18 protein-coding genes and 1 pseudogene are annotated in these 21,161 nt (G+C 64.1%); 8 read left to right on the top strand and 11 right to left on the bottom strand.

Translation table 11 applies throughout. The annotated features are described in order from the left end of the window. Nucleotides 1-83 precede the first annotated feature (83 nt). On the bottom strand, nt 84-962 hold the full coding sequence (locus OX462_RS09970) for a LysR substrate-binding domain-containing protein (RefSeq protein WP_121669969.1): 879 nt from the start codon (nt 960-962) through the stop codon (nt 84-86). Nucleotides 963-1,073: 111 nt separating this feature from the next. On the opposite strand from OX462_RS09970, the gene OX462_RS09965 reads away from it, so the two are divergent. Beyond that, nucleotides 1,074-1,970: an alpha/beta fold hydrolase gene (locus tag OX462_RS09965; protein WP_409028302.1), complete on the top strand. Its 897-nt coding sequence runs from the start codon at nt 1,074-1,076 to the stop codon at nt 1,968-1,970. 145 nt (nt 1,971-2,115) lie between these two features. Continuing rightward, on the top strand, nt 2,116-2,826 hold the full coding sequence (locus OX462_RS09960) for a YceI family protein (protein WP_409028301.1): 711 nt from the start codon (nt 2,116-2,118) through the stop codon (nt 2,824-2,826). Here OX462_RS09960 and OX462_RS09955 read toward each other — a convergent pair. Next, nucleotides 2,789-3,418, bottom strand: a complete 630-nt coding sequence (locus tag OX462_RS09955) for a LysE family translocator (RefSeq protein WP_409028300.1) — start codon at nt 3,416-3,418, stop codon at nt 2,789-2,791. The genes OX462_RS09960 and OX462_RS09955 overlap by 38 nt on opposite strands. A gap of 156 nt (nt 3,419-3,574) precedes the next feature. On the opposite strand from OX462_RS09955, the gene OX462_RS09950 reads away from it, so the two are divergent. Beyond that, nucleotides 3,575-6,475, top strand: a complete 2,901-nt coding sequence (locus tag OX462_RS09950) for a hybrid sensor histidine kinase/response regulator (protein WP_409028299.1) — start codon at nt 3,575-3,577, stop codon at nt 6,473-6,475. Here OX462_RS09950 and OX462_RS09945 read toward each other — a convergent pair. Continuing rightward, the gene (locus tag OX462_RS09945; RefSeq protein WP_409028298.1) at nt 6,460-7,371 is read right to left on the bottom strand and encodes an alpha/beta hydrolase; all 912 of its coding nucleotides are present in this window, start codon (nt 7,369-7,371) and stop codon (nt 6,460-6,462) included. The two genes, OX462_RS09950 and OX462_RS09945, sit on opposite strands and share 16 nt — an antisense overlap. Nucleotides 7,372-7,373: 2 nt before the next feature. Beyond that, the gene (locus OX462_RS09940) at nt 7,374-10,523 is read right to left on the bottom strand and encodes an NAD(P)-binding protein (protein WP_409028297.1); all 3,150 of its coding nucleotides are present in this window, start codon (nt 10,521-10,523) and stop codon (nt 7,374-7,376) included. A 200-nt stretch (nt 10,524-10,723) separates the two neighbouring features. Between OX462_RS09940 and OX462_RS09935 the strand changes: the two genes are divergently transcribed. After that, the gene (locus OX462_RS09935; RefSeq protein WP_166448106.1) at nt 10,724-11,272 is read left to right on the top strand and encodes a phosphohydrolase; all 549 of its coding nucleotides are present in this window, start codon (nt 10,724-10,726) and stop codon (nt 11,270-11,272) included. A gap of 362 nt (nt 11,273-11,634) precedes the next feature. Continuing rightward, complete coding sequence (locus OX462_RS09930) at nt 11,635-12,234, top strand: response regulator (RefSeq protein WP_227742005.1); 600 nt, start codon at nt 11,635-11,637, stop codon at nt 12,232-12,234. Between the two features lie 416 nt (nt 12,235-12,650). Here the strand turns inward: OX462_RS09930 and OX462_RS09925 are convergent, their stop codons facing one another. Next, entirely contained in the window at nt 12,651-12,872 is a 222-nt protein-coding gene (locus OX462_RS09925; protein WP_070222254.1) for a hypothetical protein, read from the bottom strand. Nucleotides 12,873-13,135: 263 nt separating this feature from the next. On the opposite strand from OX462_RS09925, the gene OX462_RS09920 reads away from it, so the two are divergent. Genes OX462_RS09920 through OX462_RS09910 form a run of 3 tightly spaced genes read left to right on the top strand, consistent with a single transcriptional unit; the run spans nt 13,136 to nt 14,537 of the window. After that, the gene (locus OX462_RS09920; protein ID WP_175444697.1) at nt 13,136-13,312 is read left to right on the top strand and encodes a hypothetical protein; all 177 of its coding nucleotides are present in this window, start codon (nt 13,136-13,138) and stop codon (nt 13,310-13,312) included. Nucleotides 13,313-13,365: 53 nt separating this feature from the next. After that, on the top strand, nt 13,366-13,956 hold the full coding sequence (locus tag OX462_RS09915) for a chromate transporter (RefSeq protein WP_409028296.1): 591 nt from the start codon (nt 13,366-13,368) through the stop codon (nt 13,954-13,956). Next, complete coding sequence (locus OX462_RS09910) at nt 13,953-14,537, top strand: chromate transporter (RefSeq protein ID WP_070313196.1); 585 nt, start codon at nt 13,953-13,955, stop codon at nt 14,535-14,537. The genes OX462_RS09915 and OX462_RS09910 overlap by 4 nt, the downstream gene beginning before the upstream one ends. 2 nt (nt 14,538-14,539) lie before the next feature. On the opposite strand, the pseudogene urtE reads toward OX462_RS09910, so the two are convergent. The 6 genes and pseudogenes from urtE to OX462_RS09880 form a co-directional block, all read right to left on the bottom strand. Beyond that, nucleotides 14,540-15,238, bottom strand: a pseudogene (urtE, locus tag OX462_RS09905) (urea ABC transporter ATP-binding subunit UrtE). A gap of 19 nt (nt 15,239-15,257) precedes the next feature. Continuing rightward, a complete protein-coding gene (urtD, locus tag OX462_RS09900; RefSeq protein WP_409028295.1) occupies nt 15,258-16,088 on the bottom strand; it encodes an urea ABC transporter ATP-binding protein UrtD in 831 nt (276 codons plus the stop codon). Further along, the gene (gene urtC, locus OX462_RS09895) at nt 16,085-17,206 is read right to left on the bottom strand and encodes an urea ABC transporter permease subunit UrtC (RefSeq protein WP_409028294.1); all 1,122 of its coding nucleotides are present in this window, start codon (nt 17,204-17,206) and stop codon (nt 16,085-16,087) included. The genes urtD and urtC overlap by 4 nt, the downstream gene beginning before the upstream one ends. Next, nucleotides 17,203-18,789: an urea ABC transporter permease subunit UrtB gene (gene urtB, locus OX462_RS09890; protein WP_409028293.1), complete on the bottom strand. Its 1,587-nt coding sequence runs from the start codon at nt 18,787-18,789 to the stop codon at nt 17,203-17,205. The genes urtC and urtB overlap by 4 nt, the downstream gene beginning before the upstream one ends. 136 nt (nt 18,790-18,925) lie before the next feature. Continuing rightward, complete coding sequence (gene urtA / locus OX462_RS09885; RefSeq protein WP_409028292.1) at nt 18,926-20,179, bottom strand: urea ABC transporter substrate-binding protein; 1,254 nt, start codon at nt 20,177-20,179, stop codon at nt 18,926-18,928. Nucleotides 20,180-20,364: 185 nt separating this feature from the next. Further along, nucleotides 20,365-21,153, bottom strand: a complete 789-nt coding sequence (locus OX462_RS09880; RefSeq protein WP_070222269.1) for a DUF4349 domain-containing protein — start codon at nt 21,151-21,153, stop codon at nt 20,365-20,367. Nucleotides 21,154-21,161: the final 8 nt, after the last annotated feature.

Here is a 21,161-nt window from a genome sequence, read left to right as displayed (position 1 = left end):
AGCATCATAACAGCGGCATATGACCGCCTTATGACGCAGGCTAAACTTTCACGCTTTCATCGGCATTTCCAGCGCCGCCGGCATCATGCGCGAAACTGGTGCCGCTGTCCCGCGCCGCGCACGGCGTCCACCAGCGCCAGCACGGCCGGCGTATTATTGCGTGGAAAGGCATAAAAACGGGCATCGGGTAATGGCGGCAAGCCCTCTTCCGCTCCCAGGATGCGCAAGCCGTCGCGCAACTGGCTGCGCGCCACGGGCGTCACGGCAAAGCCGGCCAGCGCCGCCGCCACGCAGCCGGCCATGCTGCCGCTGTCAAACGCCAGCCGCCAGGCACGGCCCGCCTGCGCCAAAGCGGCCAGCGCCGCTTCGCGGTACACGCACGGCGAGGGAAACAGCGCCAGCGGCACGGGCAGTTGCGGATCGGGCAGGCGGCCGGCCGCATACGCCCATACCAGCGGTTCGGCCCACAGCAATTCGCCCGCCCCTTCCGTGCGGCTGCATTGCTTGCCGAAAATGACATCGATCTGCTCGTGCGCCTGACGCCGCAGCAGGTCGGCCGTGATGCCCACCTTCAACTCGATCGACGCTTGCGGATGCCAGCGCTGGAACGTCTGCAGCACTTGCGGCAGCCACGTGCCCGCGAAATCTTCCGACGCACCGAGGACCAGCCGCCCCTGCACCGATGCACCGCTGAGCCTGGCCCGCGCCTCGCGTTCCAGGTCGACGATATTGCGCGCATACATGTACAGCAGTTCGCCGGCCGCCGTCAACTCCAGGCTGCGCGTCGTGCGCGCCAGCAACTGTTTGCCGGCGCTGTGTTCCAGGCGCTTGATATGCCCGCTGACAGCCGACGGCGTCAGCGCCAGGTTTTGCGCGGCCAGCGCGAAGCCGCCCGTATCGACCACTTCCAGCAGGCTGCGCAGGAGGACGATGTCCAGGGTCATTGCCGGCAAGGCGTGCATGGTACGCTCCAATTCATCAAGATATGATCATAATATCGATGAATTGCTCACGAATCAAATGCATTGCCGGCGCTACCATGACGTTCTCCCCTCACCTTCGTCAGGAATGCCATGCAAGACTATCACTACATCGCCACCCCGCTGCTGGACGTGGCCTACCTGGAATGGAACGCCGCCGGCAGCCGCTGCGCCGTGCTGGTACACGGCTGGCCCGACAGCCCGGAAAGCTGGGCCAAAACGGCGGCGGCGCTGGCCGCCGCTGGCTACCGCGTGCTGGCGCCCGCCCTGCGCGGCTTCGCGCCCACGCGCTTTCGCCATGCGGACACGCCGCGCAGCGGCCAGCTGGCCGCGCTGGGACGCGACTTGCTCGACTTTATCGATGCGATGCAACTGGATCGGCCCTTGCTGGTGGGCCATGACTGGGGCGCGCGCGCCGTCGCCAATGCCTGCGGCTTGCGCCACGATGCGGCATCCGGCCTCGTCATGCTGTCGGTAGGCTATGGCACGAATGACCCACGGCAAGAACTGTCTTACCAGCAGGCGCGCAACTACTGGTACCACTGGTTCATGGCCACGCCGCGGGGCCAGCATGCCGTCGAGCATGACCGCCACGCGTTTGCCCGCATGATGTGGGACAGCTGGTCGCCCGCCGGCTGGTATGGCGAAGCCGATTTCGCGCAGGCCAGCCGCGCTTTCGACGGTCCCGACTGGGCCGAGGTGGTGCTGCATTCCTACCGTCACCGCTGGGCGTTTGCCGAGGGCGACCCCGCGTACGCGGCCGACGAAGCACGGCTGCACCCGGCGCCCGTCTTGCCGGTGCCGACCCTGGTGCTGCATGGCGCGGCCGACACCTGCAACCACCCGGACAGCTCGGCCGGACGCGAACGCCATTTCAGCGGCGCCTACCAGCGCGTGCTGCTCGAAGGCATCGGCCACTTCCCGCAGCGCGAGGCGCCGCAGGTGGTCGCCAGCGCCATCCTCCTGTTTGTCGACGGACAGGCGCGGTAAACGCTATCCCTGTACTCCGTCCTTGCGCGGCCGCCTGCGAAGGGGCTAGCGCCGGGCAGGCTGGATCGCGTACTATCGCCCCATCGCCCCATCGCGCCTTGCGCCTCTGCACGCGCTGTCCATGTCCAGCCAGGAGTTTTCATCGATGCACACTGTTCACCGCCGCATGCTGCTGGCCGGCGCCTGCGCCGTGCTGCTATCCTGCACGCCCTTGCCGCCCGCGCCGGCCGCCCCTGCCGCCGTGCCGGCGCCCGCGTGGCAGCGGCAAGACATGCAGCTGCTGCACATCGCGCCCGACGAGTCCCTGCTGACCATCACCGTGCGCCGTGGCGGCGCGCTGGCGCGGCTCGGGCATGATCACGTGGTGGCCAGCCATACCCTGCAGGGCGTGGTGGCGCCCGCGCCGGGGCGCGCGCAGTTGCGCTTCCGGCTCGACGAGATGACTGTGGATGAAGAAAGCTTGCGGCGGGAGGCCGGCTTGACGACGACGCCGTCGGCCGATGCCATCGCCGGCACGCGCCACAACATGCTGGTGCGCGTGCTCGAGGCGGAACGCTATCCGTGGGTCAGCATCGAGGCGCGCCGCACGGGCGACCAGCAGGTGTTTGATGCGGACATCACCCTGCATGGCGTGACGCGCACGGTGCAGTTGCCCGTGCGGATCGAGCAAGCGACCGACGGGCGCAGCCTGCAGGCCAGCGGCAGCCTGCTGCTGAAACAAAGCGACTTCGGCATCGTGCCGTTCGCCATCCTGGGCGGCGCCATGGCCGTGCAGGACCAGATGGAACTGGCCTTCCGCATCACCGCCCGGCAAAAGGTCAGCGCGCCAGGATCAGGCGCAAGCCCAGGCCGATGAAGATGGTGCCGGCCACGCGGTCGAGCCACAGGCCGGCGCGCGGGCGGCGGTTCAGCCACAGGCCGACGGCGCCGGAAAAATAGCCGAGCAGGCCGAACAGCACGCACGCCTGCGCCGTGAAGACCAGGCCCAGCTGCGCCGTCTGCCAGCTGGCATTGCCCTGGCCCGCGACGATGAACTGCGGCAGGAACGACAGGAAAAACAATACGACTTTCGGATTGATACTGTTGGCAAACAGTCCCTTGCCGAACAGACGCAGCAAGGATTCGTCGGGCAAGGCGGCCGCGCCATCGACTCTGGCGCCGCCACGGCTGCGCAGGGCGCCGATGCCCAGCCACACCAGATAGAGCCCGCCGGCCACTTTCAGCGCCGTAAAGGTCGTGGGCGAGGCGGCCAGCAGGGCCGACACGCCAATGGTCGCCAGCACGGTGTGCGTGAGGCAGCCAAGGGCGCAGCCCAGGCCGAACGCCATGCCCTGGCGGCGCCCGCGCGACATGCCCACGCCCAGCACCATCAGGTTGTCGGGGCCGGGACTGGCGGTGATCAAGACGGCGGCGGCCAGGAAGGCCAGGAACTGGTCGGGACTGAGCATGAATATCTCGCGGGCAAAAGCGCCATGATACCGGAGCGGGCGCCAGGCGGACAGGACATGAATTTGCCCGTGTGTCACCGAGAGTCGATTAAAATGGACACTCCACAGCAAACGGCGTTGCCGCCAATTCCCGCGCGACCATCACCCACTCCATCGATGTCAGCCCACTCGCCCCCTCCCTGCCACCGCGCTTCCAGCTCCCGCGTCAGCGCCTGGCTATGCGGCTGGCCGCTCGTGCTCAGCCTGCTGTTCGGCCTGCTGGGTCTGGCGGGCGCGGCGCAGGCGACGCCCTTGCCTCTGAGCAAACAAGGCATCGCTCACCTGGGCAAGGGCGGACAACTATTTCTTGCCGAAAATGAAGCCGCGCCTGCCGATGCCGCCGCCCTGCCCGCCTGGCTGGCGCGCCAGCGCCCGGCCGACCAGGTCGACCTGTTCGGCGGCGCCTACTGGCTGCATGCGCAGGTGCGCAACGACAGCAGCGAAGCGGCCTGGGTCATCGACCCGAACGACACCCTGATCGACCTGGTCGACGTCTACGTGTATGGCCCGGGGCCGCACGCGGCGCCGCGTACCTTGCTCACGGGCTACCAGCGGCCGCACGACTATTTGCTGCACTATGGCATGAATGTGCAGCTGGCGCCGGGCGCCACGTACGACATCCTGATCCGCTTTTCCAGCCCCTACTACGCGCGCGCGCCCCTGTTCGGCGTGAAGACGCAGCACGACTACCGCAAGCTGGTGGGCAAGGAAAACTTCCTGATGGTGGCCTCCATCGGCGCCCTGCTGGCGCTGGGCCTGTTCAATTTCTTCATCTTTTCCATCACCCTGGAAAAGGCGTCGGCGTATTACGCGCTGTACGTGCTGACGTATGGCCTGGCCTGGGCCATGACCTTCCACGTCTTTGCCGACCTGTTCGACTGGCACCAGCTGCAGCTGCATTACGTGCCGTTTTTCCTGCTGCCCGTCTTCAGCACCCTGTTCTACATGCATTTCCTGCGCCTGCGCGACTACTCTCTGCTGCTGTACCGGCTCAGCAAGGTCAACCTGGCATTGCCCTTGCTGCTGCTGCCCAGCTGCTTTTTCGCCCTGTCGTATGCGCACACGCTGGCCACCATCGCCATCAGTATCTGGATGCTGCTCGCGCTCATCTGCGGCATCGTCGTCTGGCGCCGCGGCTACCAGCCGGCGCGCTTCTTCGTGCTGGCCTTCGTCGCGCTGATGCTGCCCGGCTTTCTGATCCTGCCGGCCAACCTGGGGCTGATGCCGGCCATGGTGGCCAACGCCCAGCTGGTGACTCTGCTCGGCGGCACCTTCGACGGCTTGCTGCTGGCTTTTGCCCTGGCCGACCAGATCCGCCTGCTGCGCAACAACCTGGAACAGCGGGTGCAGGAACGCACCCTGGCCCTCACCCTCAGCAACGACGCCCTGCTGAAGGCCAAGGAGCATGCGGAAGTGGTCAGCCGCCACCGCATCGATTTTCTGTCCGCCATGAGCCACGACATCCGCACGCCGCTGGCCGGCGTGATCGGCATGCTGAAATTCGCCCTGCGCGACCAGTCCGTGCGTGGCCGTACGCAGGAATACCTGCGCATCGGCCTGCACAATGGCGTGTCGCTCCTGACCATCCTCAATGACATCCTCGATTTTTCCAAGATCGACGCGGGCAAGCTGACGCTGGAAACGGTGGACTTCGACCTGCTGGCGCTGATCGGCGACGCGGCCGGCATCGTGCAGGGACAGGCCGACGCCAAGAGCCTGCTGCTGCGCCGCGAACTGGCGCTGGACCTGCCGCGCTACGTGCGCGCCGACCCCACGCGCCTGCGGCAGATCCTCATCAACCTGCTGGGCAACGCGCTGAAATTCACGGCCAATGGCGAAGTGCTGCTGGAAGTGCGGCGCGCCCGCACGCCGCCGCGCCGCGATGGCCGCAGCGAGATCGAATTCATCATCAGCGATACGGGTCCCGGCATCGACGCGGACACCTTGCCGCGCCTGTTCCAGAAATTCGAGCAGGCCGACCATTCCACCACGCGCCGCTACGGCGGCACGGGCCTGGGCCTGGCCATTTGCAAGGAACTGGTCGAACTGATGGGTGGCACGATCGGCGTGGAAAGCCGGGTCGGCATCGGTTCGCGCTTCCACTTCACCTTGCCGCTGGAAGACGGCAGCGCGCCGGCGGCCGACGCGCGCCGGCCGGTGCGCCAGACGCGCCACGCCTGCCGCCTGCGCATCCTGTGCGCCGAAGACGTGCGCACCAACCAGATCATCATCGGCACCCTGCTCGAAAGCATGGGCCATGACGTGACCATCGTGGAAAACGGCGAACAGGCGCTGCGCGCGCTGGGATCCGGCCCCTACGACTGCGTGCTGATGGATGGCCGCATGCCGGAAATGGATGGCGAACAGGCCGCGCGCCTGATCCGCGACGGCGGCAATGCCCAGTTCCCCATTCCCGACGCGCAGATTCCCATCCTCGCGCTGACGGCCAACGCCAGCGAACATGACCGGCAACGCTACCTGGCCGCCGGCATGGACGACTTCCTCAGCAAGCCCGTCGACGAAGCGCTGCTGTTCGAGAAAATCGACGCCATCATCGACCTGCTGCTGGCGCGCGGCCACGCGCTGCCGCAGGCCGCACCCATCGACGACGACACCCTGGCGCGCCAGTTCGGCCTGGACCATGCTGACGACGCGCAGGCGCAAACGCCGGCGCCGGCCGATCCCATGACGGCGCCCGTGCACATTCTGCCGCTGGCAGGCCTGTCGCCGCAGCACTTGCAGCGCATCGCGCAAGCGTTCCTGACGGAAGCGCCACGGCGCCTGGACCTGGCTTGCCACGCCGTGCGCGACGGCAATGCCAGCGCCGCGGCGGCCGCTTTCCACGCATTGAAAGGCAGCGCAGGCTACCTGAGCCGCCCCACCCTGCACGGCCTGTGCCACCAGATGGAAACCCTGGCCTCGAACGGCCAGCTCGATAATGTGGAACAGTTCCTGCCGCAGCTGCGGGCGGCGCTGGACGCGGCGCGGCGCGACCTGGAAGCTCAGCCCGCCGGCTGAGGCATCCAGCCACGCGATTGCAGCCACGCCAGCAGCAGTGGCGGCCAGGCGGCCGGCTCGCTGCCCCGCTTGCCCAGGCCCCAGCCATGGCCGCCGTGCCGGAACTGCTGCAGTGCCACGGGCACGCCCGCGCGGCGCAAGGCCGCCGCCATCAATGTACTGTTTTCCGGCGGTGAAATCGGGTCGTCCAGCGCCTGCGCGATGAACATCGGCGGCGTGCACGCATCGACGTGGCGTTCCACCGACAGCGCATCGCGCGCCGCCTGCGTGGGGTGGCTTCCCAGCAGCTCTTTCTTCGCATGCGTCGTGTCGAACGGCGGCTGCATGGTGAGCACGGGGTATAGCAGCACGACGAAATCGGGCCGCGCGGAGACGCCATCGATCGCATCGACGGACGCATACAGGGCGGCGTCCGGCTGGACGGCCGTCATGCCGGCCAGGTGCGCGCCGGCGGAAAAACCGAGCATGCCGATGCGCGCCGGGTCGATGCCCCACTCGGCCGCACGCGCCCGGATCACGCGCATGGCCCGCTGGCCGTCCTGCAACGGCGCGGCCACCCCGCCGCCTTCCTGCGGCAGACGGTACACGAGTTCAAACGCCGTGACGCCCTGCGCTTGCAGCCAGGCGGCGGCGGGGCCGCTTTCCTTGCCCGCCTCGATATGCGCATAGCCGCCGCCGCTGACCAGCAGGACCGCCGTGCCGTCCGGCCGCGCCGGGCGGTGTGCGATCAGATAAGGCTGCTCCACTTGCGTGATGGAGCCCTTGGCGCTGTCGCGCTGCGGACCCGGCGCCGCGCCGCCGGGCGGCGCGCCGGGCCACAGCACAATGGCGCCCGGCGGCGCGGCGCCCGCGTGCAGGTGGATCAGGACAAGGCACGGCAGCATCAGGCCTCGCATGCCTAGAAATCCGTCTCGCCCTGGATCACGGCCGGATAGCCGGTCATGGCGCGCGAGGTCTGCATGCCGGCCATCACGGCCGCCTCCACGCAGCCCGCGTTCAGGCCCGTCCTGATCCAGTCGCCCGCGAGGAACAGGTTGCTGAAGCCCGACTGGTCGGTCGCCAGCCGGTACTGCGTGCTGCCCACCACCGACATCACGTAGCGCTCGGACGGATCGACGTTAGCGCGCCAGTACTGGCTGTCGAAGCGCGCCGGGCCCGTGCCGGCCTTCGCATCGACCAGCCATTGCCACGGAAACGCGCCGGGCGCGCCCGCCTCGGGCCACAGCGCGCCGATCTCGCGTTCCAGCTGATGCAGCGCGCCCTGTTTCGCCTTGGCCGCGCAGCGGGCGGGAAAGCCCGTGTCGGTGACGGGCGGGTAGCTATCGACGGGGAAGGCGCTGCAAAAGTACGAAACGTTTTTCGGTTCCAGCCCCACCGGCCAATCCTCGTGCGCCAATAATTGATCCATCGGCGCCCACGTGTCGTACGGCTCCGTGAAGGCCGACAGCACCGGTTGCTGGCCCTTCGGCTGCGTGGTCCAGCCCATCTGAGACAAATCCTTGTTGAGCCACACCTGGTAAGCCTGCGTGGCCACCGTTTTCACCTTGTCGGCCGCCAGTTGCAGGGCCGGACTTTGCGCCAGCAGTTGCGGGCACAGGGCTTGCAGCGAGCCGATGGAAATGCCGAACACCACCTTGTCGAAATCGACGCCCTTCTTCAATACCGTGGCGGGCAGCGCGCGGCCGAACGCCTGCGCATACTGCTGCGGCCAGTCGCTCCAGTACGATTCCAGGTTGACTTCCTGCGCCTGCAGCAGCGCCGCTTGCGCCGGTTCGATCTGCGCGTAATCGGGCGCGCTGGGCCAGCACGGCAAGCCTTTCACGTCCACCAGCGGCGCGTAACCGGCGCCCGGGTCCTTCAATTGCACCTGCTGCGTGATGCGGATGCTGTCGATGTCGCCCGCGCCCGGCACCAGTTCTTCCACGCGCTGGAAGAACTTGAATTCCACGCCGCGCTTGCGCAGCACCTCGTACAGCGGTGTGAAAATCGTGTCGCCCATGCCGGCCTGCATCTTGAACATGATGCCGCCCTTGTAGGCCAGGCCGATGCGCGCCATCGAACGCAGCAAGGTGCCCGCCTCGATGTTCGGCTTGGAAAAATCGCCGCCCTCGTAGGCAAACACCAGGTCGTAAAAGCCGCGCACGGGCGCCGAATTGACGCTGAACTGCTCGTCGCCGCCATGCTTGCGCAGCCAGGCGCGGAAATCGATGTCGTTGATGACGTCAAAGCCGTTCTTGAACACACCATCCTCGAACATGCCCTTCATGACCGTGATGCCCAGGTCCAGGCAGGTGAACAGGCGGCGCAACTCGTCGTCGCCATCGATCAGCACCCGGTAGCGCAGGCGCAGCCAGGCGCGGATGCCGTTCAGGGTGCTGGCCAGCAGCTGGTGGCGGGCCTGGTCGTGGCGCGTGGAGTCCGGCGCCAGGTCGGTCACCAGGGCCACCAGCGCGCCCACGGACAGGCCCACGTCCAGCCCCAGTTCATCGGCCTGCCCCACCACTTCGTCGGCCAGGCGGCGCAGCCAGCCCGGCCACACGCCCTCGCCTTCGCCGTCACCTGGTTGCGCGCTGGCGCGCACGATGCGCGCGTCGGCGTCCGCCACCTGACGGATCTGGCGCAGCCACTGCTCGATCCAGCCCACCATGGCGATGGCCATCTGCCACAGGGTGACGTCTTCGCCGCCCTCGCCCGGTTCGCCCGGCAAGGTGGGAAAGACGATGGACCAGTTGCGCCATTGTCCCTTGACGTCTTCCGACAGGGCCACGTAATCGTGTTGTTTAAAAGCGTCGCGCCAGGTGGCCAGCGGCGCGCCGGGCGGGCGTTCCAGGCTGGCGTAGGCTTCCTTGATCATCCTGAAGGCGTTCGCGTAGAAGCCGAACCAGATGTGCAGGCCGTGCTCCTCGATGCGCTGGCCCGCCTGCGCATTGCGCCCGCTGGCGCCCTTGCCGCCCAGGCGCCAGCCCAGCTGGTAGACGGTGATGGCATGCCGGTTTTGCCAGCCCGGCTGGTTCGTCAGATAATACGCGGCGGTCATGGCCGCCACGCCGCCGCCGAGGATGGCGATCTTTTCCGGCGCGATGCGGGAATTGTCGACCAGTTCCTCGCCCGGCATGGCCGTGAAATCGAAGTTCACATTGAAGGGCAAAATCGCCGCCTGCGGTCCCAGCTGCAAACCCAGGGTCTGGTCCAACGGGAAGCTGTCGAAGGCGTGCACCGTGCATTCGTATTCATAGCCGAGCAGGCGCGCGCTGTGCAGGCGGTTGATTTCGGCCGGCGCGGCCACCAGAGCCTGGTACACGGCTTTCACGCCCGCGCTGTCGGGGAATTGCTTGAGGAAAATCTGATCGATGCGCGGGTTGCGCAGCAAGGACAAAATATCGGCCCAGCCAGCCTGGTCCATGTCAAAGAAATCGGGAATGGAAAGGAAAATCTCGAATGCCTGCTCGATGAGTTCCAGGAAACTGTTGACGGGTTTGTGCGGCCCCGTCTGCACGGTGGCATTGACTTCCAGCAGCGGGTGCAGGGCCAGCTTCGTTTCCGGCGAAAAATGCTGGAAGCCCTTGGCGGCGACGGAGCAGCGCAGCGGCTCGCTGCCGGCGGCGGGAATTTCGTAGTCGCACAGGTATTTCGGATAGCCGAACAGTTCGCGCCCGTTGATCAGGGCCATGGCGTCATCCACAAAAATGTGGCACGGATACCAGTAGATATGCGCGAGCTTGCCGCGTTCATCCATCTGGCCGACCATGATCCAGGTGACGATGTCGACTTCCGTGATCCAGCCCTTGGCCTGGTCGACGGGGTTGGCCGAGTCCGCATGGTTGACGCGTGTAAACGTTAGCATCACATACGGCGACAGGGCTTTCAGGGTCATCTTGCTGCCGGCCACCTGGTTCAGCGTGGTATTCACGGTGGCCTGCAGCTTGGCCAGGTCGCCCCTGACGAAATAGCCGTACATTTCCGACTGTTTCAATTGCAGCGGCGAGTGCATCATCACCGAACCGCCCTGATAGATATACGAAGGTCTTGCCGAAGGTATCGCCGTCATTGCCCTGCCCCTAAATGAAGTTTCAGACAAACAAGATTGCTATAGTGTATTTGAGAAAGAACAATGAATGATATGAAATAAATTAAAGGCTTTGCCAAGATGCATAGGCTCAGCAGCCCGACGCCTGTGCACCGCAGCCGGGGCAAGCCCATGCCATCGGGTGTACGATGAAGCATCTTGAGCGTTCCGAGCACCATGCCATGGCAATGATTACCACCGACTACGTTTCCACTTATTCAGGCAACCGTTTTTATCCCTTGCGCCCGCATATCGACAAGGTAGCCATCGAGGACATTGCCCACGGCCTCGCCTACCAGTGCCGCTTCAATGGACAGACGCAAGTGTTTTACTCGGTCGCCCAGCACAGCCTGATCGTCGCCGAACTGGTGCCGCCCCATTTGCGCCTGGCCGCCCTGCTGCACGACGCGGCCGAAGCCTACCTGGGCGACATGGTGAAGCCCTTGAAAGTGTTGCTGCCCGAGTTTGCCGTGCTGGAAGACAAGGTCAGCGCCATCATCGCCGCCACGTATGGGTTGGACTTTTCCGATTACGCACCCATCAAGCGGGCCGACCTGATCGCGCTGGCCACGGAAAAGCGCGACCTGATGCCGCACTCGGCCGAACGCTGGGCTTACCTTGACGGCATCGCCCCTCTGCCCGGTATAATCGAAGCCATGGGCCCGGCCGAAGCCAAGCAGCGCTTCCTGCATGCCTTTGCCCAGCTGAGCGGGCTTGGACTGGCCGCATGAAATGCTGCGACCTTGCCGCATGAATGGGCGCTAAGCCCCGGTTTTTGCACGGCTTTTTTAGATATCCACAGCAACTGTGGATAAAGTTGTTGATAAGCCCCTCTTGACAAGCCGCAACACCAGTATTGATGCGGGTTTCAACAATTTGCTGATTTCACAGGCAATTTTTTACTCCAATAAAATCAATGACTTGCAATCACGAATTTGCGCTTGCGCAAAGTTATTCGGCCACAATGAAAATATATTTTGCTGTGCATAAGCAACCCTGGCCCAGGCCGTCTTGCTTGAACAGCATTGTTTTGACAAACCCCGTAGACTGGCATAGTGTGGAGTAGCAAGCACGATCAACGGTGGATAAACGCATGAACATGGATAGCGACAACGCCGCCAAGGGAGCGGACGAACCGGACTGGCTGGTCGACGAACCGCTGGAACGGGCAGACGCGGCGGCAGAGCCTGCCACTGCGGCGCCATGGCGCGTGCTGATCGTCGATGACGATGTCGACGTGCACGTGGTGACCAAGTTCGCCCTCAGCCAAGCCAGCTTCCAGGGCCGCAGGCTGAGCTTTTTGCACGCGTACTCGGGCGCCGAGGCGCTCACCTTGCTGCGCGGCACTTCCGATATCGCCGTGGTGCTGCTCGATGTGATCATGGAAACTCAGGATGCCGGACTGCAAGTGGCACGCCAGATCCGCGAAGAGCTGCACAACAGCGCCGTGCGCATCATCCTGCGCACGGGCCAGCCCGGCCAGGCGCTGGAACACCGCATCATCATCGATTACGACATCAACGATTTCTGGTGCAAGACGGACCTGACCACGCGCAAGTTGTTTACCACTGTGATCGCCTCACTGCGCACCTATGCCACCTTGCGCGAAGCGGAGCAGCAAGTCGCCGAACTGGCTGCCGCCCTGGCCCAGTGCGGCGACACCCCAGCGGCGCCGGCCGGCGGCACGCCCTGAACGGGGCCGCTACTTTCAGTCATAAAAACAAGAGCACTGGATAGGCATACAGGCTTGTGGCATGCCCCATTTTGGCCCATCTCGCGCGCCGATAGCAGGCGCTGGCCCGCCCCTTTTTCCTAAGTGGCGGATTGTTAAGCGCTTTTTCAGATATCCACACGGACTGTGGATATCTTTGTGGATAAGGGCCTATTGACAGCCTTCAAAGCCACAGCCCGTGCGGCTTTCAATAAACTGCTCAATCAAACAGCAAAAATAAAATCCATTAAAATCAAACACTTAGAAAGTCACACATAATCACAAGAAAATTATTTCGCCAATTTCGTTAGCCCATCATTTGTGCATAACTGAGCCGTAATGATCAATCCGACAACACCGGGCCAACGCTGCCGGCAATACAGTTGCCGCGAGGATACTCAGTGCACGGTCTGGCGGCGCTGCTCCGGATGCAGCAGCACGCGCTCGATCAGGTCGGGGGCGACATTGTATGACTTCAGGTATTCCAGCGCGCACAAGGTGCTGAAGGCTGCCTGCACGGCGATGCCCAGATTGACGATATCGGACATCTTCTGGTCGACGCGGGCATGCAGCACCACGGTTTTGGCGGGCATATGCAGCGTTTCTGTGGAATGAGGCATGATCGATGACTCCTGAAGAAAGCGACGGTGGCGGGATGCAGCAGCGGGGACCGGCACCAGCATGGCCAGCGCGGAAGGCGACAGCGAAAGTATTGCTGAAAAACGCGCGATGTCAATGCCAGCCAGCTATTGCAATGCAGTTTTTTTCGGGGATGCAAGGCCGCGCACCTTAAGGCAGGTCAAACGCCTCACGCGGCGCCGGCCTACCATGGGATTTGGCCGCCATCGCGCAGCTCCCGCCCTGCATGCAAAGGAGACACGACATGAATACAACACCGGATTCTGAGCAACATCCTGGCGACATCGCCCCGCCCGGCACGCCCGGCACGGGAGAAAACGTCTGCACGCATTGCATGGGCAGGGGCAACACGGACAATGGCCAGCCTTGCGTCATGTGCGGCGGCACGGGCGTGGTCATCGCCGGCGTGGGCGGCGGCTAGACGGCATGGAGATAGGCATGGACAAGGCGGAGCAGGCACGGCCATAATCGTGCATGCCCGCCGCCTCATCCACTCCCCAACCCGACCAGCCCCGTCCGGAACCGGCCTCGCTTGCCGACCTGTTCTTTTCGTTCACCTGGCTGGCCCTGCAAGGCTTTGGCGGCGTGCTGGCCGTGATCCAGCGCGAGATGGTCGAGCGCAAGCGCTGGCTGACGCAGGAGGAATTCCTCGAGGACTGGGCCGTGGCGCAGATCATGCCCGGGCCGAATGTCGTCAACCTGTCGCTGATGGTGGGCGGGCGCTATTTCGGTTTGAAAGGCGCGCTGACGGCGCTGGCCGGCATGCTGACCGCCCCGCTCGTCATCGTGCTCGTGCTGGGCGTGCTGTACACGCGCTTTGGCGACAATCCGCAGATGGCGGGCGCACTGCGCGGCATGGCCGCCGTCTCGGCCGGCATGATCGCCGCCACGGGTGTGAAGCTGGCGACGGCGCTGGCCAGGCATCCGCTGCCCCTGTGGCTGACCTTGTCCATCACCGTGCTGGGCGTGCTGATGGTGGCCGTGCTGCGCTGGCCCCTGCTGTACATCCTGCTGGGTCTGGGCGGCATCGGCTGCCTGCTCACCTATCGAAAGCTGTCCACATGAATCCGCCCCTGCAACTGGTGTTAAGCGCGGGCGACTGGCTGAACCTGTTCGGCCACTACCTGATGCTGTCGCTGATGTCGATCGGCGGCGCCATTTCCACCACTTCCGAAATGCACCGCTTCCTCGTCGAACAGCATGGCTGGCTGACGCAGGCGCAATTCAACGAGTCGATCGCCATCGCCCAGGCCGCTCCCGGCCCCAATGTGCTGTTCGTCGCCCTGATGGGCTGGAACGTGGGCATGAATGCGGGCAGCTACACGGCCGCCTATCTCGGCGTGTTCATCACGATGGTGGGCATCATGCTGCCCAGCACCACCCTCACCTACGTGGCGGCCCAGTGGGGCTACCGCAACCGCGACCTGCGCCCCGTGCGCGCCTTCAAGCAAGGCATGGCGCCCATCGTCGTCGCCCTCCTGATTTCCACGGGCATGATCCTGGGCGGCGCCAACCATGACATCCGCACCGACTGGCCCCTGTGGAGCCTGTCCATCGTGGCCGGCCTGATCATCTGGCGCACGAAGATCCATTTATTGTGGCTGCTGGCGGCCGGCGCCGTGCTGGGCTGGTTGCAGCTCGTCTGACCTTACACGGCCAGGTGCCGCTTCACCTCATCGCCATCCATCTGTTCCGCCTTGCCGCTGGCCACCACGCTGCCGCGCGACAGCACGATGAATTCGTCGGCCAGTTCGCGGGCGAAATCGAAATACTGTTCGCACAGCACGATGGCCATGTCGCCCCGCTGTTTCAACAAGGAAATGACCCTGCCGATATCCTTGATGACGGAGGGCTGGATACCCTCCGTCGGCTAGTCAAAGATGATCAATTGCGGCTCGGCCAGCAGGGCGCGGGCGATGGCCAGTTGCTGCTGTTGCCCGCCGGACAAATCGCCGCCGCGCCGCTGCAGCATCTCCTTGAGCACGGGAAACAGCTCATACACGTGGGGATCAATGCGCGAGGCCAGCCTGCCCCGCTTCACCGCCATGCCCATCAGCAAGTTTTCCTCGACCGTCAGGCGCGCAAAGATGTCGCGCCCCTGCGGCACGTAGGCCATGCCCAGCCTGGCGCGCGCATGCGGCGCCAGCTTCGTGATATCGCGCCCCTGGAACACCACCTTGCCCTGCGCCACGGGCAGCACGCCCATCAGGCATTTTAGCAAGGTCGTCTTGCCCACGCCATTACGCCCTAGCAAGGCCAGGCATTCGCCCTTGCGCGCCGACAGGTCGATGCCGCGCAAGGTGTGCGAGGAGCCATAGTATTGATTTAATTGTTGCACTTCGAGCATGGCCTGCGATCCCCCCTTATTATCTTCCCAGATAGACTTCGATGACCCGCTCGTCCGCTTGCACTTCGTCCATGCGCCCCTGTGCCAGCACGGAACCCTCATGCAGCACGGTAACGATGCCTTGCTGCGCGATCTCCGTAACGAAACCCATGTCGTGCTCGACCACCATGATCGAATGCTTGCCGCGCAATTCATTGAGGAGTTCCGCCGTGCGCGCCGTTTCCGCGTCCGACATGCCGGCCACGGGCTCATCCAATAAAATCAGCTGCGGCTCCTGCATCAGGAGCATGCCGATTTCCAGCCATTGCTTTTGCCCATGCGACAGCAAACCGGCCGGCCGCGCTTCGTGGCCGTTCAAGCGGATCAGGCGCAAGATCGCTTCGATCCTGCCCGCCTGCTCGGACGTCTGGCGCGCAAACAGGGTGGGCGCCACGCGCTTGTCCATTTTCATCGCCAGTTCCAGGTTGTCGAACACCGTGTGCTGCTCGAATACGGTGGGGCGCTGGAACTTGCGGCCGATACCCGCGTGGGCGATTTGCGCTTCCGTCATGGTGGCCAGATTCATGGTCTGGCCAAACCAGGCCGTGCCGGACGTGGGCCGCGTCTTGCCGGTGATGACATCCATCATCGTCGTCTTGCCCGCGCCATTCGGGCCGATAATGCAGCGCAGCTCGCCCACGGAAATATCGAGGCTCAGTTTATTAATGGCCTTGAAGCCGTCGAACGACACGCTGATGTCTTCCAGATACAGAATCGCGCCATGCGTCGTATCGACGCCCTCGCCTTTTACGCGCGCATACGTGGGGCCAGCCTCGGTGCCGGCCATGCCGGGCAACATGCGGATGCTCATGCGGCCTCCTCTGCCACGATGGCGACTTTTTTACGTTTGAGCTTGTTCAACACACCGAGCATGCCCTGCTGCATGAACAGGGTGACGCCGATGAACAGCAAACCCAGCGCGAACAGCCACAGTTCCGGCAGGACGGCCGTGAACCAGCTTTTCAAGCCGTTCACGGTAAAAGCGCCCACAATCGGACCGAGCAAGGTACCGCGCCCGCCCACCGCCACCCACACGACCATCTCGATGGAGTTCGCGGGCGACATCTCGGACGGATTGATGATGCCCACCTGCGGCACGTACAGGGCGCCGGCGATGCCGCACAGCACGGCCGACAAGGTCCAGACGAACAGCTTGAACCACAGCGGGTTGTAGCCGAGGAACATCAGCCGCGCTTCGCTGTCGCGCACGCCCTGCAGCACCCTGCCCAGTTTCGAGCGGACGATGGCGCGCGCGCCGATCAAGGCCGCCAGCAGGAAGGCCAGGGTCAGCAGGAACAGCACGGCCCGGGTGGCGGGTGCCGTGATGTTATGGCCCAATATCGTCTTGAAATCCGTGAAACCGTTGTTGCCGCCAAAGCCGGTGTCATTGCGGAAGAACAAGAGCATGAAGGCATACGTCATCGCTTGCGTGATGATGGAAAAATACACGCCCTTGATGCGCGAGCGAAAGGCGAAATAACCAAACACGAAGGCCAGCACGCCCGGCACCAGCACGACGAGGGCCATGCAATACCAGAAGTGTTCCGTGAAGGCCCAGTACCACGGGTAGGTTTTCCAGTCGAGAAAGACCATGAAGTCGGGCAAGCTGCTGCGATACTGGCCCTGGTCGCCGATGGCGCGCATCAGATACATGCCGTGCGCATACGCGCCCAGGGCAAAGAACACGCCGTGTCCCAGCGACAAGATACCCGTATAGCCCCAGACGAGGTCCAGCGCCAGCGCGGCCAGCGCGTAGCACATGAACTTGCCCACCAGCGCCACCGTGTAGGCGGACACATGCAAGGCATGGCCTTCGGCAAACATCAGATTAAAGATCGGCAGCAGCGCCGCAAGCACGCTGCAGGCGGCGATGACCAGCCAGACGGGCCGCGTGAACAGGCCCTGTTTGATCGGGTAGGAGGTAGTCATTCGACGCTGCGTCCCTTCATGGCAAACAGGCCCTGCGGCCGGCGCTGGATGAAAATGATGATGAATACCAGGATGGCGATCTTCGCCAGCACGGCGCCCGCCACCGGTTCGAGGAATTTGTTGACTTCGCCCAGGCCCAGCGCGGCGATCACGGTGCCGGCCAGCTGGCCCACGCCACCGAGCACCACCACCATGAAGGAATCGACGATGTAGCTTTGGCCCAGGTCCGGACCCACATTGCCCAGCTGCGACAGGGCCACGCCGCCGAGCCCGGCGATGCCGGAACCGAGGCCGAAAGTCAGCATGTCGACCTTGCCCGTGGCCACGCCCACGCAATCGGCCATGCGGCGGTTTTGCGTAACGGCCCGCACGAACAGTCCCAGCCGCGTCTTGTTCAGGATCAACCACACGGCCACGACGACGACGACGGCAAAGCCAATGATGGCCAGCCGGTTGTACGGCAGCACGAGACCGCCCAGCACGGTGACGCCGCCCGACATCCAGGCCGGGTTGGCCACTTCCACGTTTTGCGCGCCGAAGATCGTGCGGACCAGCTGCATGAGGATCAGGCTGATGCCCCAGGTGGCCAGCAGGGTTTCCAGCGGCCGCCCGTACAACCAGCGGATCACCGTGCGTTCCAGTGCCACGCCCACCAGTCCCGCGACGAGAAAGGCGGCCGGCAAGGCGGCCAGCAGATACGCATCCTGCAGGCCAGGCAGATAGGTGCGGAAAAACAGCTGGCACAGATAGGTCGTGTACGCGCCTATCATCAGCAATTCGCCATGCGCCATGTTGATGATGCCCATCAGGCCGAAGGTGATGGCCAGGCCCAGCGCGGCCAGCAGCAGCACGCTGCCCAGCGAGATGCCGTAAAACACATTGCCGGCCAATTCCATGCGCGACACTCGTCCCTTGATCTGGCGCATGGTGTCGATGGCGGCCAGCTGCACGGCTTCGTCGGGTTCGCCGCCCTGCTCCAGCATGGCTTGCAGCACCGGCAGCAGGCGCGCATCGCTGCTGCCCGCCAGCGCCTGCACGGCGGCCTTGCGCGTGGCGGCGTCGGGTGCATGCAGGTTGGCGCTGGCGATCAGCACTTGCAATAGTTGTTGAATTTCAGCGTCGCTTTCCCGCGCCAGCGCGGTGCGGATCAGGGGGAGCTGCGCGGGGTCGACCGCCTTTTGCAAGGCTTGCGCGGCGGCCAGGCGGGCGCTGCGCTCCGGCGCCAGCAGCTGCAAACCCGACAAGGCGCCTGCCACAGCCGCGCGCAAGCGGTTGTTGACCATCACGCCGTCGATGCCGTCGGGCATCGGCACGTTCCGTCCGATTGCCGGGTCAACCGCCTGCTCGCCGTCAACGATGTACACCTTGCCGTCGGGCGCGGCGTACAAGGCGTCGTCCTGCAGCGCTTGCAGCACCTTGGCAGCCTCGGGCGTGGCCAGGGCGGCGATCTGCGCCACGGCGGCGACCCTGGCGTCGGGATCGTCGCCGGCCAGCGGCTTGAGCAGGTCGGGAGGGATGGCGGCCTGCGCCAGCGAGGATAGCAACAGGCAGGCGAGGACCAGCAGTTTGGGGAGAAGCTGCATGTGCATGGATTCCATGTAGTAAAGCCGATGTCTTGATAGGTATCCTTCCCCCAAGACAAGGACAGGGGTCAGACCCGCCGGGTCTGACCCCAGCTCTTTGCCTGGGGTTGCGGCGACGAATCGACGCGCAAGCTTTTTACAGCTTCTGCTTGCCCTCATTGCCCTTGATATACGGGCTCCACGGCTGGGCGCGTATCGGTTCCTTGGTTTTCCACACGACATTGAATTGCCCATCGGCCTTGATCTCGCCGACCATCACGGGCTTGTGCAAGTGGTGGTTCGTTGCATCCATGGTCAGGGTGAAGCCCGATGGCGCCTTGACGCTCTGGCCCGCCATGGCGGCGATCACCTTGTCCGTGTCCGTCGATTTCGCTTTTTCCACGGCTTGCGCCCACATGTGGATGCCAACATAGGTCGCTTCCATCGGGTCGTTCGTCACCACCGAACCCGCGTTCGGCAGCTTTTGCGCCACGGCGTACGCCTTCCACTGCTTGATGAAAGCGGTATTCACGGGGTTCTTGACGGATTCAAAGTAATTCCACGCCGCCAGATGGCCGAGCAAGGGTTTGGTATCGATGCCGCGCAGCTCTTCCTCGCCCACGGAAAACGCGACGACGGGCACGTCCGTCGCTTTCAAGCCCGCATTGCCCAGCTCCTTGTAGAAAGGCACGTTGGAATCGCCATTGATGGTGGAAATGACGGCAGTCTTGCCGCCCGTGGAAAACTTCTTGATATTGGCGACGATGGTTTGATAGTCGGCGTGGCCGAACGGCGTGTAGACCTCGCTGATATCGCTATCCTTGACTCCCTTGCTTTTCAGGAAGGCGCGCAGGATCTTGTTGGTGGTGCGCGGGTATACATAATCCGTGCCCAGCAGCACGAAGCGCTTGGCCCCGCCGCCATCTGTGCTCATCAGGTATTCGACGGCGGGGATCGCCTGCTGGTTGGGCGCGGCGCCCGTATAAAACACATTCTTTTCCAGCTCCTCGCCCTCGTATTGCACCGGGTAAAACAGCAGGCTGTTGAGTTCCTTGAACACGGGCAAAACCGACTTGCGCGACACGGACGTCCAGCAGCCGAACACCACGGCCACCTTATCCTGCGCCACCAATTGTCTCGCTTTTTCCGCGAACAAAGGCCAGTTCGACGCGGGGTCAACGACGACGGCTTCCAGCTTCTTGCCCAGCACGCCGCCTTTGGCATTGATCTCGGCGATCGTCATCAGGGCCACATCCTTGAGCGACGTTTCTGAAATGGCCATGGTGCCCGACAGGGAGTGCAAGATGCCGACCTTGATCGTATCGGCGGCCAGGGCTGCCTGCATATAAGTGGACGTGGCCAGGGCGAATGCGCCGGCGGCGGCCGCTTTCAGGATGATGCGTCGTGACATGGGGACTCCTGTGATGGGTTCGTGGGGTCGAGCTGGGCCTGCCATGTTGTTAAAGCAGAATGCGTGCCAGCGCCTACAGCTGTCCGCCATGGTGCACGCGGCGCTCGCCGCACGAAAAAAAACCTGGCTGCACAAGGACTGTGCAGCCAGGTTTCAAATTGCCGTAAAACGGTGCGCCGGAGGCTTTAATCCTTGCGCGGCAAGCCTCTCAAGCGGCGCCAGCCCTTGCGGCCCAGCGGGAACAGCAGCACGAAAGCGATCAGCCACGGCAGGATGTAAGCCATGGCCGTGATGGCGTTGGCCACGCCTTCCGACAGGTTGTCCGTGAAATTGCCCAGCGCACGCTTGACGGGGCGCCAGAACGATTGCTTGCCTTCAGCGCTGATCATTACGTTCAGCAAGTCCGTGTCGATGCGCTGCATTAATAGCGCATTGGCCGCCGTCGCCTGCTCCAGCTCCACTTGCACGGTGGCCAGCTCCTTGGTGACCTTGATCAGGGCGTCGACGTTCGCGCCAGAGCGCTTTTCCAGGTCTTGCAACTGCGCCTGGTACTGTTTCAGCATCTCCAGGCGCTTCTTGCTGTCGAGCACAGGACGGCCCAGGTCTTCCACCTTGGTGCCCTGGCTGGTGACGTCGCCTTCGGCCGCGACCAGCGCGACGAGCTTTTTGATGCCGGCCGGCTTGGCCCGCATGCTGATGCGCGCATGCACGTAGCGGCCGCTGTCGAGGCTGGAATCGAGCAGCAAACAGCCGTTTTCCGTATCGGCCTTGCAGGCGGCGACGACTTTTTCATACAGGGGCCGCACTTGCGCCTCGCTCGTATCGACGCTGACATTGTGTTCATAGGCAAGAAACTCGCTGCCTTTTTCCTTGCCGTCGAGACGCGCGGCGCTCGATTGCCCGCCGCTCTCGCCCTTGCCGCCGCAACCGGCCAGCAGCAACAGGCCGAACAGACCAAGATACACTTTTTTCATGATTTCTT

Origin of the sequence: Janthinobacterium aestuarii (genome assembly GCF_046113285.1) — a bacterium.
GTDB lineage: Bacteria > Pseudomonadota > Gammaproteobacteria > Burkholderiales > Burkholderiaceae_D > Janthinobacterium.
The sequence above is the reverse complement of the archived record's forward strand: the minus strand, read 5'-3'. Positions and strand labels throughout refer to the sequence as shown.

Bases quoted from the DNA above. Each gene is read 5' to 3' on its own strand.
- OX462_RS09970 (WP_121669969.1), bottom strand. From the start codon at position 962: ATGCACGCCTTGCCGGCAATGACCCTGGACATCGTCCTCCTGCGCAGC.
- OX462_RS09965 (WP_409028302.1), top strand. From the start codon at position 1,074: ATGCAAGACTATCACTACATCGCCACCCCGCTGCTGGACGTGGCCTAC.
- OX462_RS09960 (WP_409028301.1), top strand. From the start codon at position 2,116: ATGCACACTGTTCACCGCCGCATGCTGCTGGCCGGCGCCTGCGCCGTG.
- OX462_RS09955 (WP_409028300.1), bottom strand. From the start codon at position 3,418: ATGCTCAGTCCCGACCAGTTCCTGGCCTTCCTGGCCGCCGCCGTCTTG.
- OX462_RS09950 (WP_409028299.1), top strand. From the start codon at position 3,575: ATGTCAGCCCACTCGCCCCCTCCCTGCCACCGCGCTTCCAGCTCCCGC.
- OX462_RS09945 (WP_409028298.1), bottom strand. From the start codon at position 7,371: ATGCGAGGCCTGATGCTGCCGTGCCTTGTCCTGATCCACCTGCACGCG.
- OX462_RS09940 (WP_409028297.1), bottom strand. From the start codon at position 10,523: ATGACGGCGATACCTTCGGCAAGACCTTCGTATATCTATCAGGGCGGT.
- OX462_RS09935 (WP_166448106.1), top strand. From the start codon at position 10,724: ATGGCAATGATTACCACCGACTACGTTTCCACTTATTCAGGCAACCGT.
- OX462_RS09930 (WP_227742005.1), top strand. From the start codon at position 11,635: ATGAACATGGATAGCGACAACGCCGCCAAGGGAGCGGACGAACCGGAC.
- OX462_RS09925 (WP_070222254.1), bottom strand. From the start codon at position 12,872: ATGCCTCATTCCACAGAAACGCTGCATATGCCCGCCAAAACCGTGGTG.
- OX462_RS09920 (WP_175444697.1), top strand. From the start codon at position 13,136: ATGAATACAACACCGGATTCTGAGCAACATCCTGGCGACATCGCCCCG.
- OX462_RS09915 (WP_409028296.1), top strand. From the start codon at position 13,366: ATGCCCGCCGCCTCATCCACTCCCCAACCCGACCAGCCCCGTCCGGAA.
- OX462_RS09910 (WP_070313196.1), top strand. From the start codon at position 13,953: ATGAATCCGCCCCTGCAACTGGTGTTAAGCGCGGGCGACTGGCTGAAC.
- urtD (WP_409028295.1), bottom strand. From the start codon at position 16,088: ATGAGCATCCGCATGTTGCCCGGCATGGCCGGCACCGAGGCTGGCCCC.
- urtC (WP_409028294.1), bottom strand. From the start codon at position 17,206: ATGACTACCTCCTACCCGATCAAACAGGGCCTGTTCACGCGGCCCGTC.
- urtB (WP_409028293.1), bottom strand. From the start codon at position 18,789: ATGCAGCTTCTCCCCAAACTGCTGGTCCTCGCCTGCCTGTTGCTATCC.
- urtA (WP_409028292.1), bottom strand. From the start codon at position 20,179: ATGTCACGACGCATCATCCTGAAAGCGGCCGCCGCCGGCGCATTCGCC.
- OX462_RS09880 (WP_070222269.1), bottom strand. From the start codon at position 21,153: ATGAAAAAAGTGTATCTTGGTCTGTTCGGCCTGTTGCTGCTGGCCGGT.